The 17,533-nt window shown below is 73.2% G+C and carries 15 protein-coding genes; 8 read left to right on the forward strand and 7 right to left on the reverse strand.

Going from position 1 to position 17,533, the window contains the following annotated elements; all coding sequences use genetic code 11:
- Positions 1-73: 73 nt before the first annotated feature.
- Entirely contained in the window at positions 74-4,558 is a 4,485-nt protein-coding gene (gene gltB / locus DMP15_RS21895) for a glutamate synthase large subunit (protein WP_376772715.1), read from the forward strand.
- Entirely contained in the window at positions 4,551-6,002 is a 1,452-nt protein-coding gene (locus DMP15_RS21900; RefSeq protein ID WP_073578085.1) for a glutamate synthase subunit beta, read from the forward strand. The genes gltB and DMP15_RS21900 overlap by 8 nt, the downstream gene beginning before the upstream one ends.
- A gap of 72 nt (positions 6,003-6,074) precedes the next feature.
- Here the strand turns inward: DMP15_RS21900 and DMP15_RS21905 are convergent, their stop codons facing one another.
- Positions 6,075-6,329 (reverse strand): hypothetical protein, encoded by a 255-nt coding sequence (locus DMP15_RS21905; RefSeq protein ID WP_073578086.1) that lies wholly within the window; start codon positions 6,327-6,329, stop codon positions 6,075-6,077.
- A 391-nt stretch (positions 6,330-6,720) separates the two neighbouring features.
- Between DMP15_RS21905 and DMP15_RS21910 the strand changes: the two genes are divergently transcribed.
- Positions 6,721-7,119: a DoxX family protein gene (locus tag DMP15_RS21910; protein WP_337826394.1), complete on the forward strand. Its 399-nt coding sequence runs from the start codon at positions 6,721-6,723 to the stop codon at positions 7,117-7,119.
- 103 nt (positions 7,120-7,222) lie between these two features.
- Positions 7,223-8,119, forward strand: coding sequence for a DUF2188 domain-containing protein (locus DMP15_RS21915; RefSeq protein WP_073578087.1), 897 nt, complete (start codon positions 7,223-7,225; stop codon positions 8,117-8,119).
- Positions 8,120-8,182: 63 nt separating this feature from the next.
- Here DMP15_RS21915 and DMP15_RS21920 read toward each other — a convergent pair whose 3' ends face one another.
- On the reverse strand, positions 8,183-9,337 hold the full coding sequence (locus DMP15_RS21920; protein WP_073578088.1) for a PIN domain-containing protein: 1,155 nt from the start codon (positions 9,335-9,337) through the stop codon (positions 8,183-8,185).
- A gap of 54 nt (positions 9,338-9,391) precedes the next feature.
- Here DMP15_RS21920 and DMP15_RS21925 point away from each other — a divergent pair, with 54 nt between their 5' ends.
- Both DMP15_RS21925 and DMP15_RS21930 read left to right on the forward strand, forming a co-directional pair.
- The gene (locus DMP15_RS21925) at positions 9,392-9,964 is read left to right on the forward strand and encodes a maleylpyruvate isomerase N-terminal domain-containing protein (RefSeq protein ID WP_217266942.1); all 573 of its coding nucleotides are present in this window, start codon (positions 9,392-9,394) and stop codon (positions 9,962-9,964) included.
- Between the two features lie 190 nt (positions 9,965-10,154).
- Positions 10,155-11,093 (forward strand): alpha/beta hydrolase, encoded by a 939-nt coding sequence (locus DMP15_RS21930; RefSeq protein ID WP_304580214.1) that lies wholly within the window; start codon positions 10,155-10,157, stop codon positions 11,091-11,093.
- A 7-nt stretch (positions 11,094-11,100) separates the two neighbouring features.
- Here the strand turns inward: DMP15_RS21930 and modA are convergent, their stop codons facing one another.
- From modA to DMP15_RS21950, 4 genes are all read right to left on the reverse strand, one after another.
- Positions 11,101-11,898, reverse strand: coding sequence for a molybdate ABC transporter substrate-binding protein (gene modA, locus DMP15_RS21935; protein WP_073578263.1), 798 nt, complete (start codon positions 11,896-11,898; stop codon positions 11,101-11,103).
- Positions 11,899-12,670: 772 nt separating this feature from the next.
- Positions 12,671-13,888, reverse strand: coding sequence for a regulatory protein RecX (locus DMP15_RS21940; RefSeq protein ID WP_337826395.1), 1,218 nt, complete (start codon positions 13,886-13,888; stop codon positions 12,671-12,673).
- Positions 13,889-13,890: 2 nt separating this feature from the next.
- Positions 13,891-14,943, reverse strand: coding sequence for a recombinase RecA (gene recA, locus DMP15_RS21945; RefSeq protein ID WP_073578091.1), 1,053 nt, complete (start codon positions 14,941-14,943; stop codon positions 13,891-13,893).
- Between the two features lie 258 nt (positions 14,944-15,201).
- A complete protein-coding gene (locus DMP15_RS21950) occupies positions 15,202-15,396 on the reverse strand; it encodes a DUF3046 domain-containing protein (RefSeq protein ID WP_062401227.1) in 195 nt (64 codons plus the stop codon).
- A 78-nt stretch (positions 15,397-15,474) separates the two neighbouring features.
- Here DMP15_RS21950 and DMP15_RS21955 point away from each other — a divergent pair, with 78 nt between their 5' ends.
- Positions 15,475-15,636 carry a hypothetical protein gene (locus DMP15_RS21955; RefSeq protein WP_167379121.1) on the forward strand — a complete coding sequence of 54 codons (162 nt, stop codon included), beginning with the start codon at positions 15,475-15,477 and terminating at the stop codon, positions 15,634-15,636.
- Between the two features lie 9 nt (positions 15,637-15,645).
- On the opposite strand, the gene DMP15_RS21960 is transcribed toward DMP15_RS21955, so the two are convergent.
- Positions 15,646-16,908, reverse strand: coding sequence for an MFS transporter (locus DMP15_RS21960; protein WP_073578092.1), 1,263 nt, complete (start codon positions 16,906-16,908; stop codon positions 15,646-15,648).
- Positions 16,909-16,989: 81 nt separating this feature from the next.
- Between DMP15_RS21960 and DMP15_RS21965 the strand changes: the two genes are divergently transcribed.
- On the forward strand, positions 16,990-17,511 hold the full coding sequence (locus DMP15_RS21965; RefSeq protein WP_073578093.1) for a hypothetical protein: 522 nt from the start codon (positions 16,990-16,992) through the stop codon (positions 17,509-17,511).
- Positions 17,512-17,533 lie beyond the last annotated feature (22 nt).

Raw genomic sequence — 17,533 nt, forward strand, 5'->3', positions numbered from 1 at the left:
TGACCAGACGCGTCGCCCCTCGCCCGGTGGGCTGTACGCCGCCGATCACGAGCACGACGCCTGCGGTGTGGCCATGTTGGCCGACGTCACCGGCAAGCGCAGCCACGCCATCGTGCAGAAGGCCATCGAGGCCCTGCTGCGCCTGGAACACCGCGGTGCGCGTGGCGCCGAGTACAACACCGGTGACGGTGCCGGGATCCTGATCCAGGTCCCGGACGCGTTCTACCGCGAGGTCACCGACTTCGACCTGCCCGCGGAGGGCGCCTACGCCACCGGCATCGCGATGCTGCCGCGTGACGAGGACGAGGCCGCCGCGGCGATCGAGCGGATCGACGCGCTCGCCGCCGAGGAGGACCTCACGGTCCTCGGGTGGCGCGAGATCCCGACCGACCCCGATGCCGCGGACCTGGGCTCCATCGCCCGGGACGCGATGCCCGGCTTCCGCCAGCTGTTCGTCGGCGGCGTGGAGCTGACCGGGGACGCCCCGGAGAACGCGCCCGCCGGCATCGAGCTGGAGCGCCGCGCGTTCTGCTTCCGGAAGCGGGTCGAGCACGACACCGAGACCTACTTCCCGTCGCTGTCGCCGCGCACCGTCATCTACAAGGGCATGCTCGCCGAGCCGCAGGTCGCCGCGTTCTACCCGGACCTGAACGACGAGCGCGTGACCTCCGCGCTGGCGATCGTGCACTCGCGGTTCTCCACGAACACGTTCCCGGCGTGGCCGCTGGCGCACCCGTTCCGCTACGTGGCGCACAACGGTGAGATCAACACCCTGCGCGGCAACCGGAACTGGATGGCGGCCCGCGAGTCGCTGCTGGAGTCCGCGAACCTGCCCGGCGACCTGTCGCGGCTGACCCCGATCGTCACCCCGGACGCGTCGGACTCGGCCACCTTCGACGAGGTCCTGGAGCTGCTGCACCTGTCCGGGCGCAGCCTGCCGCACGCGGTGCTGATGATGATCCCGGAGGCCTGGGAGCACAACACCGAGATGGACCCCGCCCGGCGGGCGTTCTACGAGTACCACTCCACGCTGATGGAGCCGTGGGACGGACCGGCCCTGGTCGCGTTCACCGACGGCACCCAGATCGGTGCGGTCCTCGACCGCAACGGACTGCGCCCGGCCCGCTACTGGGTCACCGAGGACGGCCTGGTCGTGCTCGCCTCCGAGGTCGGCGTGCTGGACGTCGCGCCCGACAAGGTCGTCCGCAAGGGCCGCCTCGAGCCGGGCCGCATGTTCCTCATCGACACCGAGCGCGGCAAGATCGTCGACGACGACGAGGTCAAGGGCGCGCTGGCCGCCGAGCAGCCGTACACCGACTGGCTGCACGCCGGTCTGATCCGGCTCGACGAACTGCCCGCGCGTACCCGCGAGACCCCGACCCACGAGACGCTCAACCTGCGCCAGCAGGCCCTCGGCTACACCGAGGAAGAGCTCAACGTCCTGCTCCGCCCGATGGCGGTCACCGGGGCCGAGCCGATCGGCTCGATGGGCAACGACGCGCCGATCGCGGCCATCGCCGAGCGTCCGCGTCAGCTGTACGACTACTTCATCCAGCTCTTCGCCCAGGTCACCAACCCGCCGTTGGACGCGATCCGCGAGGAGCTCGTCACCTCGCTGTTCAGCCAGCTCGGCCCGGAGCAGAACCTCCTCGACGCGACGCCGGCGCACTGCCGCACGATCGTCGTGCCGTTCCCGGTGCTGACCAACGACGACCTGGCGAAGATCGTCCACATCAACGACGACGGGGAGTTCCCCGGCTTCGCCTCGCACGTCGTCCGCGGCACGTTCACCGCCCGCGACGGCGGCAAGGGCATGCTGTCGCGGCTGGCCGAGATCAAGCAGGAGGTGTCCCGCGCGATCGAGAACGGGGCCCGCCTGATCGTGCTGTCCCAGCGCGGGGTGGACGCCGAGCACGCGCCGATCCCGTCGCTGCTGCTCACCGGCACCGTGCACCACCACCTCGTCCGGGAACGCTCGCGCACCCGCGTCGGGCTGGTCGTGGAGTCCGCGGACGCCCGCGAGGTGCACCACATCGCGCTGCTGCTCGGCTACGGCGCCTCCGCGGTGAACCCGTACCTGGCGATGGCCACGGTCGAGGACCTCGCCGAGCGCGGCGACGTCCCGGGTGTCGACGGCCGGACCGCGGCGAAGAACCTGGTCAAGGCGCTCGGCAAGGGCGTCCGCAAGACCATGTCGAAGATGGGTGTCTCGACGGTCGCGTCCTACACCGGCGCGCAGATCTTCGAGGCCGTCGGCCTGGGCTCCGAGGTCATCGACTCGGCGTTCCGCGGCACCGCGTCGCGGATCGGCGGCGTCGGCTTCGACGTCCTGGCCGAGGAGGTCCTCTCCCACCACCGCCGCGCCTACCCCGCCGACGACGTCCGTGCCTCGCACCGGGCGCTGCCGGTCGGTGGCGAGTACCAGTGGCGTCGCGAGGGCGAACTGCACCTGTTCAACCCGCAGACCGTCTTCAAGCTGCAGCACTCCACGCGGGCCGGGCGCTACGAGGTCTTCAAGGAGTACACGAAGGCCGTCGACGACCAGGCGCGGAAGCTGATGACGCTGCGCGGCCTGTTCACGTTCAAGGACGGCCTGCGCGAGCCCGTGTCCGTCGACGAGGTCGAGTCGATCGAGTCGATCATGACCCGGTTCGCGACCGGTGCGATCTCCTACGGCTCCATCTCCCAGGAGATGCACGAGACCCTGGCGATCGCGATGAACCGCATCGGCGGCCGGTCCAACACCGGTGAGGGCGGCGAGGACCCGGACCGCTTCACCGCGGACCCGAACGGCGACTCGCGCCGCAGCGCGGTCAAGCAGGCGGCGTCCGGCCGGTTCGGCGTCACCAGCGAGTACCTGGTCAACGCCGACGACATCCAGATCAAGATCGCCCAGGGCGCCAAGCCCGGTGAGGGCGGCCAGCTGCCCGGCGGCAAGGTCTACCCGTGGATCGCGACCACCCGGTACTCGACGCCGGGCGTCGGCCTCATCTCGCCGCCGCCGCACCACGACATCTACTCGATCGAGGACATCAAGCAGCTCATCCACGACCTGAAGAACGCCAACCCGCGGGCCCGCATCCACGTGAAGCTGGTGTCCCAGGTCGGCGTCGGGACCGTGGCGGCCGGCGTGTCCAAGGCGCACTCCGACGTCGTGCTCATCTCGGGCCACGACGGCGGCACCGGCGCCTCGCCGCTGTCCTCGATCAAGCACGCGGGTGGTCCCTGGGAGCTCGGCCTGGCCGAGACCCAGCAGACGCTGATGGCCAACGGGCTGCGCGACCGGATCACGGTCCAGGCCGACGGCCAGCTCAAGACCGGTCGTGACGTCGTCATCGCGGCGCTGCTCGGCGCCGAGGAGTACGGCTTCGCCACCGCCCCGCTGGTGGTCTCGGGCTGCATCATGATGCGCGTCTGCCACCTGGACACCTGTCCGGTCGGCGTCGCGACGCAGAACCCGGAGCTGCGCAAGAAGTTCAACGGCAAGGCCGAGTACGTCGTGAACTTCATGAAGTTCGTGGCGCAGGAGGTCCGCGAGATCCTCGCCGAGCTGGGCTTCCGCTCGCTGGACGAGGCGATCGGCCGGGCCGACGTGCTCGACGTCGACTCCGCCGCCCAGCACTGGAAGTCCAAGCACCTGGACCTCTCGCCGATCTTCCGGATCGCCGACGTGCCGGACGACGCGCCGCGCAAGCGGACCCGCGAGCAGGACCACGGCCTGGACAAGGCGCTGGACAACACCATGATCCAGCTGGCCGAGGGCGCGCTGCGCAACGGCGACCGGGTCCGCCTGGACCTGCCGGTGCGCAACGTCAACCGCACGGTCGGCACCATGCTCGGGTCCGAGCTGACCCGGGCGCACGGTGGCAAGGGCCTGCCCGACGACACGATCGACATCACGTTCACCGGCGCGGCCGGGCAGAGCTTCGGTGCGTTCGTGCCCAAGGGCATCACGCTGCGGCTGGTCGGCGACACCAACGACTACTTCGGCAAGGGCCTGTCCGGTGGCCGGCTGACCCTGCGGCCGGACCCGTCGTCGCCGTTCGCCGCCGAGGAGAACGTCATCGCCGGCAACGTGATTGGCTACGGCGCGACCTCGGGCGAGATGTTCATCCGCGGTGTCGTCGGCGAGCGGTTCTGCGTCCGGAACTCGGGCGCGGTGGCCGTCGTCGAGGGCGTCGGTGACCACGGTTGCGAGTACATGACCGGTGGCCGGGTCGTCGTCCTCGGGCGGACCGGGCGCAACTTCGCGGCCGGGATGTCGGGGGGCGTGGCCTACCTGCTCGACATCGACAAGAACCGGGTCAACCCGGAGATGGTCGACCTCGACCCGCTCTCGGACGAGGACCGGTCGATCGTGCACGACCTCGTCGAACGGCACCACGCCGAGACCGGCTCGGCGGTGGCGCACGCGCTGCTCACCGACTGGGACAACGCGGTCGAGCGGTTCGGCAAGGTCATGCCCAAGGACTACAAGCGCGTGCTGCTCGCGACGGAGAACGCCGAGCGCGAGGGCCGCGATGTCAACCAGGCGATCATGGAGGCTGCTCATGGGTGACCCCAAGGGCTTCATGACCACTCCCCGGCAGACGCCCACCCGGCGGCCGGTGGACCTGCGGCTGATGGACTGGCGCGAGGTCTACGAGGACTTCCCGACGAAGACCCTGGAGTCCCAGGCCGGGCGCTGCATGAACTGCGGCATCCCGTTCTGCCACCAGGGCTGTCCGCTCGGGAATCTCATTCCCGAGTGGAACGACCTGGTCTACCGCCACGACTGGCGCGAGGCGATCGAGCGCCTGCACGCCACGAACAACTTCCCGGAGTTCACCGGGACGCTGTGCCCCGCCCCGTGCGAGGCGGCGTGCGTGCTGGCCATCAACGACGACGCGGTCACGATCAAGCAGGTCGAGATCGAGATCATCGACAAGGCGTGGGACGAGGGCTGGGTCACCCCGCAGGTGCCCGAGGTGAAGACCGGCAAGAAGGTCGCCGTCATCGGGTCGGGGCCGGCCGGGCTGGCCGCCGCCCAGCAGCTGACCCGGGTCGGGCACGACGTCGTCGTGTTCGAGCGGGCCGACCGCATCGGCGGACTGCTGCGCTACGGCATCCCCGAGTTCAAGATGGAGAAGGCGCGCCTGGACCGGCGCCTGGAGCAGATGGTCGCCGAGGGCACCCATTTCCGGGCCTCGGTCGACGTCGGCACCGACGTCACCGTCGAGCAGCTGCGGGCCGACTTCGACGCGGTCGTCCTCGCGGGCGGTGCGACGGCGTGGCGAGACCTGCCCGCCGAGGGCCGCGACGCCGAGGGCGTCTACCAGGCGATGGAGTTCCTGCCGTGGGCCAACCACGTGCAGCAGGGCGACCTGGACGCGCCGCCGATCTCGGCCGAGGGCAAGGACGTCGTGATCATCGGCGGCGGTGACACCGGCGCCGACTGCCTGGGCACCTCGCACCGCCAGGGTGCGCGCTCGGTGACCCAGCTGGAGATCATGCCGACCCCGCCCGAGCAGCGCACCGACAACATGCCGTGGCCGACCTACCCGACGGTCTACCGGGTGTCCTCCGCGCACGAGGAGGGCGGCGACCGGCTGTTCTCGGTCAACACCACCGAGTTCGTGAAGGACGCCGACGGCAAGCTCGCCGGCATCCGGATCGTCGAGGTCAAGCGCGGGGACAACGGCTTCGAGCCCGTCGAGGGCACCGAGCAGGAGCTCCCCGCGCAGCTGGTGCTGCTCGCGATGGGCTTCGTCGGCCCGGAGAAGGGCGCCCTGCTGAACGACCTCGAGGTCGACCTGGACGAGCGCGGCAACGTCGCCCGCGACGACCGCTACATGTCCTCCGCCGACGGCGTGTTCGTCGCCGGTGACATGGGCCGCGGCCAGTCCCTGATCGTGTGGGCCATCTCCGAGGGCCGGTCCGCGGCCGCCGGGGTGGACGAGTACCTGACCGGGCGCACCGTGCTGCCACGCCCGATCGACCCCACCGACCGGCAGATCGCCTGATCCACCCGGCGTGACGACAGGGCCCGGCCGTTCGCGGCCGGGCCCTTCGTCGTCCCGGGATCGTCCCCGGGCTCAGTCGAGGCGTTCGAGCTCGTAGGCGTCGTCGCCGATCCAGATGCGCACGCCCTCGGCGTCGTCGGAGATGTAGCCGTCCTCCTCCTCGCCGAGCTCGCGGATCGCGCCGAGGGCGAGCCGGTCGAACTCCACGACGCCGTCGCCCACGTCGACCGGCCGGTACTCCCGGGCCAGCATCGCGGTGCGGCACTGCGTCGCCAGCCACGTCGCGTTCTCCGTACCGACCTCGACCCGCCACCGCTCATCGCGCATACGAGGAGTATGGCCTGGATCTCTCCGTCCGTCGCCGGTCTTCTACCGGCGATCGTGACGGAGTGCTCCTCATCGGACGCACGCCGCGATCCGCTCCCGCCCGTCGCGGGGGCGGCGCCGCTCACGGTGGCGGGCGAGACAGGAGCCACTGCACCCACAACCCGACGGCGGGTCGGGCGTTGAACCCCGTGACCGGCATCTGCAGAACCGGGAGCCCCTGTCGATGCCGGGCACCATCGGGTCATCGGGTACCGCGGCCACGCGCCGCGGGCCCGATGCCCGGTGGTGTATCCCGCCCGGTCGCCGCGCGAGGCGATGAGTTCTCCGGGGCCAGCCGGTCGTAGGCGGTGAGTGCTCCGGAACCGCCGGGGCCGTGCCCGCGGAGGCCACCATGACCGCCCCCTCCCCCACCCGTCGTATGCCGGTCGCCGCACATCGTGCGCTGTGGGTGCTGCAGATCCTGCTCGGCCTGTTCTTCGTCCTGGCCTCGGCGCTGCCGAAGTTCTGGGGCGACCCGTTCGCCGTCGCGATCTTCGACGGGATCGGCCTCGGCCAATGGCTGCGCTACGTCGTCGGGTTCCTCGAGCTGGCCGGCGGGATCGGCCTGTGCACCCGGCGCTCGGCCGTACCGGCCGCCATCGGGCTCGTCCTGCTGATGGTCGGTGCGGCGCTCACCCAGGCATTCGTCCTGCACGGCGGGGCGCTGGTCGTCACACCGCTGGTCGTCGGCGCCCTGACCGCCGTGGTCGCGGTCGCGCGACGGAACGAGACGCTCACCACCCCTCGCTGACCTGCGTTTACGCACAGCGATCATCGGGCATTTCCGGGGAGAGAAGACCGATCCGGATACCCCGGTTCGCCCGCGTGAGTCCCGCAAAGGGGAGGAACCCGCCATGGCCGACCGCCACGTCAAGCCGGTCGACGACGGCTGGACCGTCGAGAAGGAAGACGCCCAGCGCCCGAGTGCCCGTACGAGCACCCAGGCCGAGGCCATCACCCGGGCGGTGGAGATCATCGCCAACGACGGCGGCGGCAACCTCGTCGTGTACGGCACCGACGGCTCGGTGCGCGAACGCCGCTCCATCGACGCCGACGCCGACGCCGGCACCGCCACGAAGGCCGTCGCGAGCACCACCGCCACCGCGGCCGGTGACACCGCGTCGAAGGCCGCCGAGACCACCGGCAAGGCCGCCGACAAGATCGGTGCCGACACGCGGACCACCGCCAAGAAGGTCGCCGGCGAGACCGGTGACAGCGCGGCGAAGGCCGGCGAGACCGTCAAGAAGGGCGCCGACAAGGTCGCCGCCGAAGCCCGCAAGGTCGATGACCAGGGTAAGGACCCGAAGAAGGCGGGCAAGGCCGCCGCCGAGGCCGCGAAGGCCACCGGCGAGCAGCTGGCCGGGAACGCCCAGCGCACCGGCAAGCAGGTCGCCGGCGAGGTATCGTCGTCCGCGGAGCGGTCCGCCGCCACCGTCAAGGCCGTCGCCGAACAGGGTGCCGACTCCGCGGTGCGCACCGCGGACCGGACCGCGCGCGTGAGCGCCCGCGTCGAGGACGACCTGGACGACACCGGGGCCCGCCTGGCCCGCCGGCTCTACGAGAACGGCGAGCGGGCCGCCTCGCAGCTGGACGACTTCGCCCTGCGCGTCTACAAGCCGCTGAACCCGATCCGGTTCACCAGCCGCGTCGCCGCCGGGGCGGTCGCCACCGCGTTCGGGGTGACCGGTGCGGTCACCTCGCGCGCGGGCAAGCTGTTCCAGCGCGGGACCCGCAAGGCCGCAGGCCGCTGAGTCCCCGCAGTACCGCGACCGCGCCCCCGCCGACCACGTCGGCGGGGGCGCGGTCGTCTGCGGTCAGGACGTCGGACGCAGCACGTAGTCGCCGGTGTCGTCGCTCCACTCCATCGCGATGAGGTCCCGGGCGCGGGCCGCCTTCGCGAAGGACAGGAAGCTGCCGAAGCCGTAGCGCTTCTCGGAGAAGTCCGGGACCCGCTTGCGGAGCTGGTTCTTCAGCCCGGACAGCTGCGGCGGGTCCCCAGCCGCGGCGATCCCGCGCACCACGTCGACGAGCAGCGCGAACGCGTCGTGGTCGGCGTCCGGGTCGTCGGGCAGCGCCACCTCGGGGTCACCCTGCGCCGCACCGGTGGTCAGCGTGACCGCACCGCGATCCTGCAGATGGCGCAGCAGCTCGCCGAAACCGCGGAAGCCGTGGTCGGCCTCGTCGAACGTGGGGTCCTTGCGCAGGATCGCGCGCTTGAGCCGCGACGCCAGGACCGGGCCGTCGGCCTGGCGGGTCAGTCCGACGAGGGTGCTGACGACGAGGCCCGCGACGTCGCGTTCCTCGGCCCCGGTGGTGGCGGTGTCGTCGCGCCCGTCGGAGAACGTGACGTCGAACGGGTCCGGCGGAACGACCGGCTCCGGCTCCGGGACCGCGACCGGGGCGGGGGTCGCGACCGGTCCCGCGGCCGGGGCCGGGGCGGGGCGCGGACTCCCCCGGCGACGACGCGGCGGTGCGGGCGCCTGGGTCGGCTCGACACCGGGGAGCCGGTCGTAGAACAGGAACTCGTCGCAGGAGGGCGGCAGCAACGCCGAGGTCGAGGACTGCACCCCGATCCCGATCACGCGCTTGTCCAGCTCGCGCAGCTTGTGCATGAGCGGGGTGAAGTCCGAGTCGCCGGTGCCGATGGCGAAGGTGGTGATGAACTCCCGCTCGTAGGCGAGCTCGATCGCGTCGACGGCGAGCTTGATGTCCGCCGCGTTCTTGCGGGAGCCGCCGATCCGCTGCGGGATCTCGATGAGCTCCACCTGGGCGCGGGCCATCAGGCGGCGGTCCTCGTCGAAGGAGGACCAGTCGGCGTAGGCGCGGCGGACCACCACCCGCCCGCGTTCGGCGAGCGCGTCGGCCACCGGGCCGAAGTCGAAGGGGACGACCCCGAGCCCGTCGCGGGCGCCGATCGCGAGGTTCTCGTAGTCGAGCAGCAGTGCGATGCGTTCGTCCTCGTGGGCCACCGCGGAAGCCTAATGCGCTGGCCCGGGTGCCCGCCCGCAGGGCACGGTTCACCGATGCGCGCGGACGACGTCGAGAACGCGGTGACGATGATGGTCGGAGCCCTGGGGGCGGTACCCGACGACGGCTGGTCCGCCCCGGCCGGACCGCTGGACTGGTCGTGCCGCGACACCGTGGTGCACGTCGCGGACGACCTGTTCGGCTACGCCGCCCAGGTGGCGATCGCCCCGCCCGACGACTATCCGCCGTTCGAGATCGTGGTGCCCGACACCGTCGGCACCGCCGGGCTGCTGCAGGTCGTCGCGACCGGCGGGGCGATGCTCGCCGCCGCCGTCCGGACCGCACCCGGCGGGGTGCGCGGCTGGCACCCCTACGGCGACGCAGACGCCGCCGGGTTCGCCGCGATGGGCGTCACCGAGGTCCTGATGCACACCCACGACATCACCCGGACCACCGATCCGGCGTGGACGCTGCCCGCGGCGCCGTGCCGGGGCGTACTCGCCCGGCTGTGGCCGGACATCGACGCGGGCGACGACCCGGCCGGGGCGCTGCTGCACCACACCGGCCGGGCGTCGTGGCGTGGTGTGCCCGCGCCGGCCCGGTGGCGCTGGCACGGCGCGCCACGCTGAGCGGCGCGCCGGGGTGTCAGGGGGCGGGCGGTCAGCCGCCGTCCGGTTCCCCCTGCGACCCGCCCAGCGGCTGCTCGGCGACCTGGCCGGTCCACGCGGCACGCGCCCCGGAGTCCCCGATCCGTACCGTCGTCACCACCGGTCGCTGCGGATCCTCGCCCGGCTGGGCGCGACGGGCGTCGTCGCGGTGGTGCTGCCGGCGAGCGCCCTGGTCGGGGTGAACGCCGGTCTGGACTACCTGCGGACCGTCGGCGACGTGGCCGGGACCGGACCGGCGGAGGGGATCGGGGTCGCCCAGCTGCTGCTGAGCCGGAAGGTCCCGGCGACCGGTCAGGTCGTGCAGATCCCGATCCCGGGGACGGCGTCGCACTTCGCGGCCCGGCCCGCGGTCGTGTGGGTGCCGCCCGCCTGGTACGAACGGCCCCGGCCACAGCTGCCGGTGATCGTGCTGCTGCACGGGACCCCCGGCCGTCCGGTGGACTGGGTGGACTCCGGGGGCGCCGCCGACGTCGCGAACGCCTGGGCCGCCCAGCACCACGGGGTGGCACCGATCCTGGTGATGCCCGACGTCAACGGCACCTACACCGCGGACTCCGAGTGCGTCGACACCCCGACGGCGAAGGTCGAGACCTACCTGACCCGCGACGTGCCCCGGGTGGTGAGCAGGCTCCTGGGGACGCGGCCGCCGGGGCCGTCGTGGGCGGTGGCGGGGTTGTCCGAGGGCGGCAGCTGCGCGGCGATGCTGGCGCTGCGCCATCCCACGGTGTTCGCCACGTTCGGTGACTACGCCGGACTGCTCGGCCCGCGGGTCGGGGACTCCAACGGCGGAGTCCCGGACACCGTCGCCGGGCTGTTCGGCGGGTCGCAGGCCGCGTTCGCCGCACACGACCCGGCGACGCTGCTGGCCGCGAACCGGGCCCCCGGGATCGCCGGCTGGTTCGAGGCGGGTGACGCCGACACCGATCCGGCCGCCGCCGCGCACACGCTGTCGGCGGTGGCGACCCGGGCCGGTGTCGAGAACCGGCTGGTGATCGTGCCCGGGGGCGGGCACGACTTCGACCTGTTCTCCCAGGCCCTGTCGGACTCCTATCCGTGGCTCGTGGGACGGGTGTCGGTCCCCGTGCCCTGAACCGGGGTCAGGGGGCGCCGAACCCGGCCGCCCCGAGGACCTGACGGCCCTCGTCGCCGTTCACGAACTGCACCCACTTCTGCGCCGGCTCGGCGTTCTTCGTGTTCTTCAGGACGACGATCGGGTACTGGTTGACCGCCTCCGACGCCTGCGGGATGTCGACGCCCTGCGCCTGCCCCGTCGACGCGGCGACGTCGGTCCGGTAGACGACCCCGGCGTCGGCGTTGCCGGTGGTGACCTTCTGCAGCACCGACTTGACGTCCTGCTCCTCGGAGACGGGCGTGATGTCCACGCCGGCGGCCTTCTCCACCTTCTCCGTCGCCGAGCCGCACGGCACCTGCGGGGCGCAGACCACGGTCCGCAGGCCGGGCCTGCTCAGGTCCTGCAGCGACGCGATCTGCTTCGGGTTCTGCGGCGCGACCGCGATCTGCAGGGTGTTGGTGGCGAAGACCTCGGGCTGCCCCTGGGCGTTGCCCGCGTCGGTCACCTTGGTCATGTTGTTCTGGTCGGCCGAGGCGAACACGTCGGCCGGGGCGCCCTGGTTGATCTGCTGGGCCAGGGCCGAGGACCCGGCGAAGTTGAACACCACGTCCGTGCCCGGGTTGGCGGCCTCGAACTTCTTCTCCAGGTCACCGAACGTACCGGTCAGCGACGCCGCGGCGAACACCGTCAGCGTGCCGCCCTGCGCCTCGCCGCCCGGCTGCGCGGCGGTCCCGCCGCCCCCGGCTCCCCCGCCGCAGCCCGCCGGCGCGAACAGCGCCGTCACCGCCAGCGCGGCGCCGGCCACTCGTCCTCGGATCCTCACGAACACCCTCCCGGGATCGACTCCCCGCGCCGTTCGCCGATCACGAACTGCGGATCAGCGGGCATCCTATGCACGCAGTCACCGGTTACGCACCCCTGATCGGCACGCAGAACCGGATCTCCGCCGTGCGGCTCGAATGTGGACTCTCGGTGATCGCTCAGCGTCCTCTGGGCTTGCTCTGCGCAACGACCGGAAGGGGCACCCGCGGTGGCGGATCGTGCCGCAATGACGCAGGAGACGGTGCATGGCGCTGGAGACGCTGGTCCCGCCGGGGGCCCCGACCCCGGGGACGACGGCGGTGGGGCGACCCGCGGGCGGGACCGGTCCACCCCGGGTCCGGCGGTGCGGCGATGAGCGCGGTCGAGACCACCGTCGAGATCGCACCGGAGCCGTCGCGGCGTCGCCGCCGCAGGCGTCGGGCGGGTGCCGTGCCGGGGTGCTCGTGGTGCTGCTCGGCGGCGCGGGCGCCGGGGTGGGCGCCGTGACGTCGGCTGCGCCCCCGGTACCGGGCCGGTCGAGGCGACCGCCGAGCGGGCCCGCGACCACGGGCTGAACTGGCTGGTCACCGGCCTGGAGCAGCTCCAGTGCGCCGTGGACGCGCCGTCCGAGGGCGGTACCCCGGCCGGCGGGATCCCGCGGGCTCCGGGTGCGCTGTCCGACCCGGCGACGACGCCGCCGGTCGCGGCGGGCGCGGGGGTCGCGGCGGTCGCCCCGCTGCCCGGGAGGGCGCGTGGTGCGGTCGTGACCGGGCGGGGGCCCCGTCCCGGGACGGTCAGTCCTCGGGCGGGGCCTCGCCCAGCTCGTCGGCCTCCGCACCGGCGGCGGCGATCTCCTCCTTGACCACCCCGTAGGCGACCCCGGGCCCGTAACCCTTGCGCGCGAGCATGCCGACCAGCTTGCGGGCGCTGGACTGCCGCTCCTCGCGGCTCCCGACGGGCAGGCTCCGCAGCCGCCGTACGACGAGCTCGCGGGCCCGGTCGCGTTCGGAGTCGTCGTCGATGCCGGTGAGCGCCTCGTCGGCGATCTCGCGGTCGACGCCCTTGCGGTGCAGCTCCATCGCGATCGCCCGCTTGCCGAGGCCGCGGTGGCGGTGGCGGGACCGGACCCACTGTTCGGCGAAGGCCTGGTCGTCGACGAGTCCGACCTCGTCGAACCGGTCGAGGACGCGGTGCGCGACCTCGTCGGGGACCTCCTTGCGACGCAGCGCGTCGCCGAGCTCCTTGACCGTGCGGGCGCGGTCGGTGAGCAGGCGCAGGCAGATGTCGCGGGCGCGGGTCTCCTGCTCCTGCGGTGTCTCGACGCGTGGGGTGACGTCCTCACCCCGACGTCTCCCCCGGCCACGGCCCTCTCCGCGGCGCCGGCCACGGGGGGTGGTGCTCTCCTCGACCGGGTCCGGCCCGGTGCCCTCGGGCACGGCGGCCGTGGCGTCCCGGTCGGTCGCGCCTGCCGCGGCGGCCGGACGCCGACGCGGGGTCGCGCGGTCGCGACGGGGTCCGCTGCGGCGGGCGCCCCGTCCGGACAGCTCCTCGAAGGAGACCACACGGGGTGAGCCGGGTCCCGCATCGTCGACGCCGTCGTCGGCGCTCCCACCGGAAGCCGGGTCGGGGTGGGGGTCGGGGTCGTCGAGGGTCAGCCTGCGGACCGGGGCGGGGGCCGCCGCCCCGTCCGTCGCGCCGTCCGCCGCCGGTCCCGTGGACCAGGCAACCGGCGGTTCGGTCGCCGTCGTGGGGGCCTCGTCGGCACCGCTCAGCGCGGCGAACGAGACCTGGTGGGGGCTCGTGTCCCAGCCGGGGACCCCCGAGGGCTCGGCGACGGACTCGTCCGGCTCACCGCCGGTCGGGTCGGCGGTCCGGATCGCGGGCGGATCCTGCTCGTCGGTGACCGACGGGGTCACGCCGAACAGGTCGTCGAGCGGGACGGTGCGGGGCCTGGTCGGCTCCGCACCGTCCCGTCCGGACGTGCCTCCGGACCCGTCGCGCTCGCCGGTCACGCTCAGAAGTCGACCGGGGCCGGGAGGGGCTCGACCGGGCTGGTCTCCTCTGCGTCGACGACGGCGCCGATCCCCAGCTTCTCCTTGATGCGCTTCTCGACCTCGGCGGCGACGTCCGGGTTCTCCTTGAGGAACTTGCGGGCGTTCTCCTTGCCCTGCCCCATCTGGTCGCCCTCGTAGGTGTACCAGGCACCGGACTTGCGGATGATCCCCTGCTCGACGCCCACGTCGATCAGCGAACCCTCCTTGGAGATGCCGACGCCGTAGAGCACGTCGAACTCCGCCTGCTTGAACGGCGGGGCCACCTTGTTCTTCACGACCTTGACCCGGGTCCGGCTGCCGACCATGTCGGTGCCGTCCTTCAGGGTCTCGATGCGGCGGATGTCCATGCGGACCGACGCGTAGAACTTCAGCGCCTTACCACCGGTCGTGGTCTCCGGGGACCCGAACATCACGCCGATCTTCTCGCGCAGCTGGTTGATGAAGATCGCGGTGGTGCCGGAGTTGCTGAGCGCACCGGTGATCTTCCGCAGCGCCTGGCTCATCAGCCGGGCCTGCAGGCCGACATGGCTGTCGCCCATCTCGCCCTCGATCTCGGCGCGCGGCACGAGCGCGGCCACCGAGTCGATGACGATGATGTCGAGCGCGCCGGAGCGGATCAGCATGTCCGCGATCTCCAGCGCCTGCTCACCGGTGTCCGGCTGGGAGACCAGCAGGTCGTCGGTGTCGACGCCGAGCGCCTTGGCGTACTCCGGGTCGAGCGCGTGCTCGGCGTCGATGAACGCCGCGACGCCTCCGGCGGCCTGCGCGCTCGCGACGGCGTGCAGCGCGACGGTCGTCTTGCCGCTGGACTCCGGGCCGTAGATCTCGACGACGCGGCCGCGCGGGATGCCCCCGACGCCGAGCGCGACGTCGAGCGCGATGGAGCCCGTGGAGATGGCACTGATCGGGACGCGGGTCTGGTCGCCCAGGCGCATCACCGATCCCTTGCCGTGGTTCTTCTCGATCTGGGCGAGGGCGAGTTCGAGCGCCTTGCCGCGGTCCGGAGCGGACATCTCTTGACTCCTCGCTGGTGGTCGACGATCGGGTCCTGCTGGTGTCTTTCGGGGAGGCACACCACAACGGTATGGGGTACCCCTGACAGTTACGGGCCCGGATCGGCGCCTGTGGACAACTCGTCCGACACCGCGCCGCAGGACCGGTACCGCGAGCCCTGGCGGAACCGTAGACGAACACGCGTTCGATCCGACACCGCGACACGCCGACCGGGCACCCACGGGAGCCGAGCGGTCACCACGACCGCCCGGGCGCCGCTACCGCCGTGCGGGTGGGACCTCGTAGGCCGCGCAGACCGCGCGCCAGACCCGGCGCAGGTCGAGACCTGCCTCGATCGCCTGCTCGACGGTCCGGCCGCCGAGGTCGGCGAAGACGTGGTCGCGGGACAGCGACGCCGCCCGCACCGGCCCGAACTCGCCCTCCATCAGTTCCCGGAAGTGGCTCAGTCGCACGCCCGCGAGGGTAGACGGGTCACCCGTTCCGTGTGGTGTCCGCCCGTTGACGGCCCCGGAGCCGGTAGCCTGGGTGATATGTCCGAACTGCTCGCGACCGTCCCGGTCGACGTCGCCGACGAGGTCCTCGCGACGACCGGCATCGGGTCGCCCCTGGCGTGGCAGGTCGTGTCGCTGCTCGCGCTGCTGTCCGCGCTGGTCGTGCTGGTGCGCTGGTGGCTCCACCAGCGCCGTCGCTGAGGGTCCCGCTCAGCCGGCCGCCGGGCGTCCCGTGCGGGCCGAGCGTGCTGCCACCAGCAGGAACGGCACCGTCGCCACGACCACCAGCGCGCCGAGCAGCGCGTAGGACGACACCGTCACGAGCACCCCGGCCACGATCCCGGCGGCGGCGCCGACCAGGTTCATCGCCACGTCCACCGAGCCCTGCACCCGCGGCCGGTCGGCCACCGCCAGCGACGCCGTGAGCTGCGCCGACCCGCCCACCACCGCTGCCGACCAGCCCAGACCGAGCAGCACCAGGCCCACCGACAGCAGGCCGGTCGAGGTCGGCGCGGCGAGGGCGCAGACCACCCCCGCCAGCGGCAGCAGCACCCCGGCACCGGCCAGCACCCGCGCCGGACCGAGCCGGTCGGCGAGCCACCCGAACAACGGGCTGAGCGCGTACATCCCCGCGATGTGCAGGCTGATCACCAGCCCGACGACCGACAGCGCCGCGCCGCCGTGGTCCATGTGCACCGGGGTCATCGACATCAGCCCGACCATCACCGCGTGCCCGAGCACGATGCCGACCGCGCCGAGCAGCGCGGGGCGCGAGGCCCGCAGCACCGCCCACGGCCGCACCGCCGCGGCCCCGGGCGCGCCGGCCGGGGTCCCCGCGCGCTCCCGGGCCCGCAGCAGCGGGTCGGGCCGCAGACCCAGCCACCCGGTCAGGGCCGCCAGGGCGAACGCGACCGCGCAGAGCAGGTACGGACCGGCGACACCGGGCAGCCCGGCCGACACGGCCACGGCGTCCAGCGGACCGAGCAGGTTCGGCCCGGCGACCGCACCGACCGTCGTCGCCCACACCACCAGCGCGAGCGCGCGGCCGGCCCGCGCCGGCGCGGCCAGGTCGGTGGCGGCGTAGCGCGCGGCGAGCCCGACCGCCGTCCCCGAACCGATCAGCAGCAACGACACCAGCAGCAGCGCCAGCGAGCCGGTCGTGACCGCGACGACCGCACCGACCGCGCCGAGCAGTCCCACCAGGTGACCGCCGACCAGCGCGGGACGCCGTCCCCGGGCCTGGGCCACGCGTGCGACGACGGCGGCCGCACCCGCCGCGCCCAGCACGCTCGCCGTCGACGCGACGCCACCGACCGCGGGCGAGCCGGACAGCCGGGACGCGACCAGCGAGCTCGCGGCGATCGAGGTCGCCACGGCCGTCCCGCCGAGCACCTGCCCGATCGCGAGCACCGCCAGCAGGCGGGGCTGGGCGGGGTCCTGCGGCGGGGAGGCGGCGTCGGGTGCGGCGGTCACGGACGGATGCTGCCGTGCCACGACCGCCGCGCGCCAGGGCGTTACGCTCCGGCCCGGCCACGCGAGCGGAGGACGGTGGACATGGCGGGCACGACCCCGAACACACGCAGGTCGGCGGGTACGGACGACGCGGAGCTGCAGAACGCCTACCGCATGGTCTCCGACGTGCTGGCCGGAGCGGTGCGCGAGACCCTCGCCGCGCCGGGGCCCGACCCGGCCCGGTTCGCCGTGCGCAGGCTGACCGCGGTCGACCGGGACATGCCGCCGGACGCCACCCCGCCCGGCTGGTCGCTGGCCTTCCTGGTGCTGGCCGACTGGTACGACGCCGCCCGCACCGCGCTGGCCGACCACGACGACCGCTCCGAGCGGGCACTGGGCTGGATCGGGAGCAACCTGGGCCCGCGCTACGCGGCCCGGGCCCGCTACACGGTCGCCCCGCTCGTCGACCCGGCCGACGCCCGCGAGACCTCGCACTACGTCGACGCGCTGGGCGTGGACTTCCTGGCGTCGATGGTCTGGACGGTCGCGGCGGTCGTCGCCGAGTTCCCGGCCGAGGACACCGCGGAGGTCTGGCCCCGCACGAGGGCCGACGCCGCCCGCTGACGTCGCAGGTCACGCCCGGTCC

Source organism: Pseudonocardia sp. UM4_GMWB1, assembly GCF_017312155.1.
Taxonomy (GTDB): domain Bacteria; phylum Actinomycetota; class Actinomycetes; order Mycobacteriales; family Pseudonocardiaceae; genus Pseudonocardia; species Pseudonocardia alni.

Coding starts and splice junctions, on each gene's coding strand:
- DMP15_RS21905 (WP_073578086.1), bottom strand. CDS start 6,329: ATGCGCGATGAGCGGTGGCGGGTCGAGGTCGGTACGGAGAACGCGACG.
- DMP15_RS21910 (WP_337826394.1), top strand. CDS start 6,721: ATGACCGCCCCCTCCCCCACCCGTCGTATGCCGGTCGCCGCACATCGT.
- recA (WP_073578091.1), bottom strand. CDS start 14,943: ATGTCCGCTCCGGACCGCGGCAAGGCGCTCGAACTCGCCCTCGCCCAG.
- DMP15_RS21915 (WP_073578087.1), top strand. CDS start 7,223: ATGGCCGACCGCCACGTCAAGCCGGTCGACGACGGCTGGACCGTCGAG.
- DMP15_RS21900 (WP_073578085.1), top strand. CDS start 4,551: ATGGGTGACCCCAAGGGCTTCATGACCACTCCCCGGCAGACGCCCACC.
- DMP15_RS21955 (WP_167379121.1), top strand. CDS start 15,475: ATGTCCGAACTGCTCGCGACCGTCCCGGTCGACGTCGCCGACGAGGTC.
- DMP15_RS21965 (WP_073578093.1), top strand. CDS start 16,990: ATGGCGGGCACGACCCCGAACACACGCAGGTCGGCGGGTACGGACGAC.
- DMP15_RS21925 (WP_217266942.1), top strand. CDS start 9,392: ATGCGCGCGGACGACGTCGAGAACGCGGTGACGATGATGGTCGGAGCC.
- gltB (WP_376772715.1), top strand. CDS start 74: ATGTTGGCCGACGTCACCGGCAAGCGCAGCCACGCCATCGTGCAGAAG.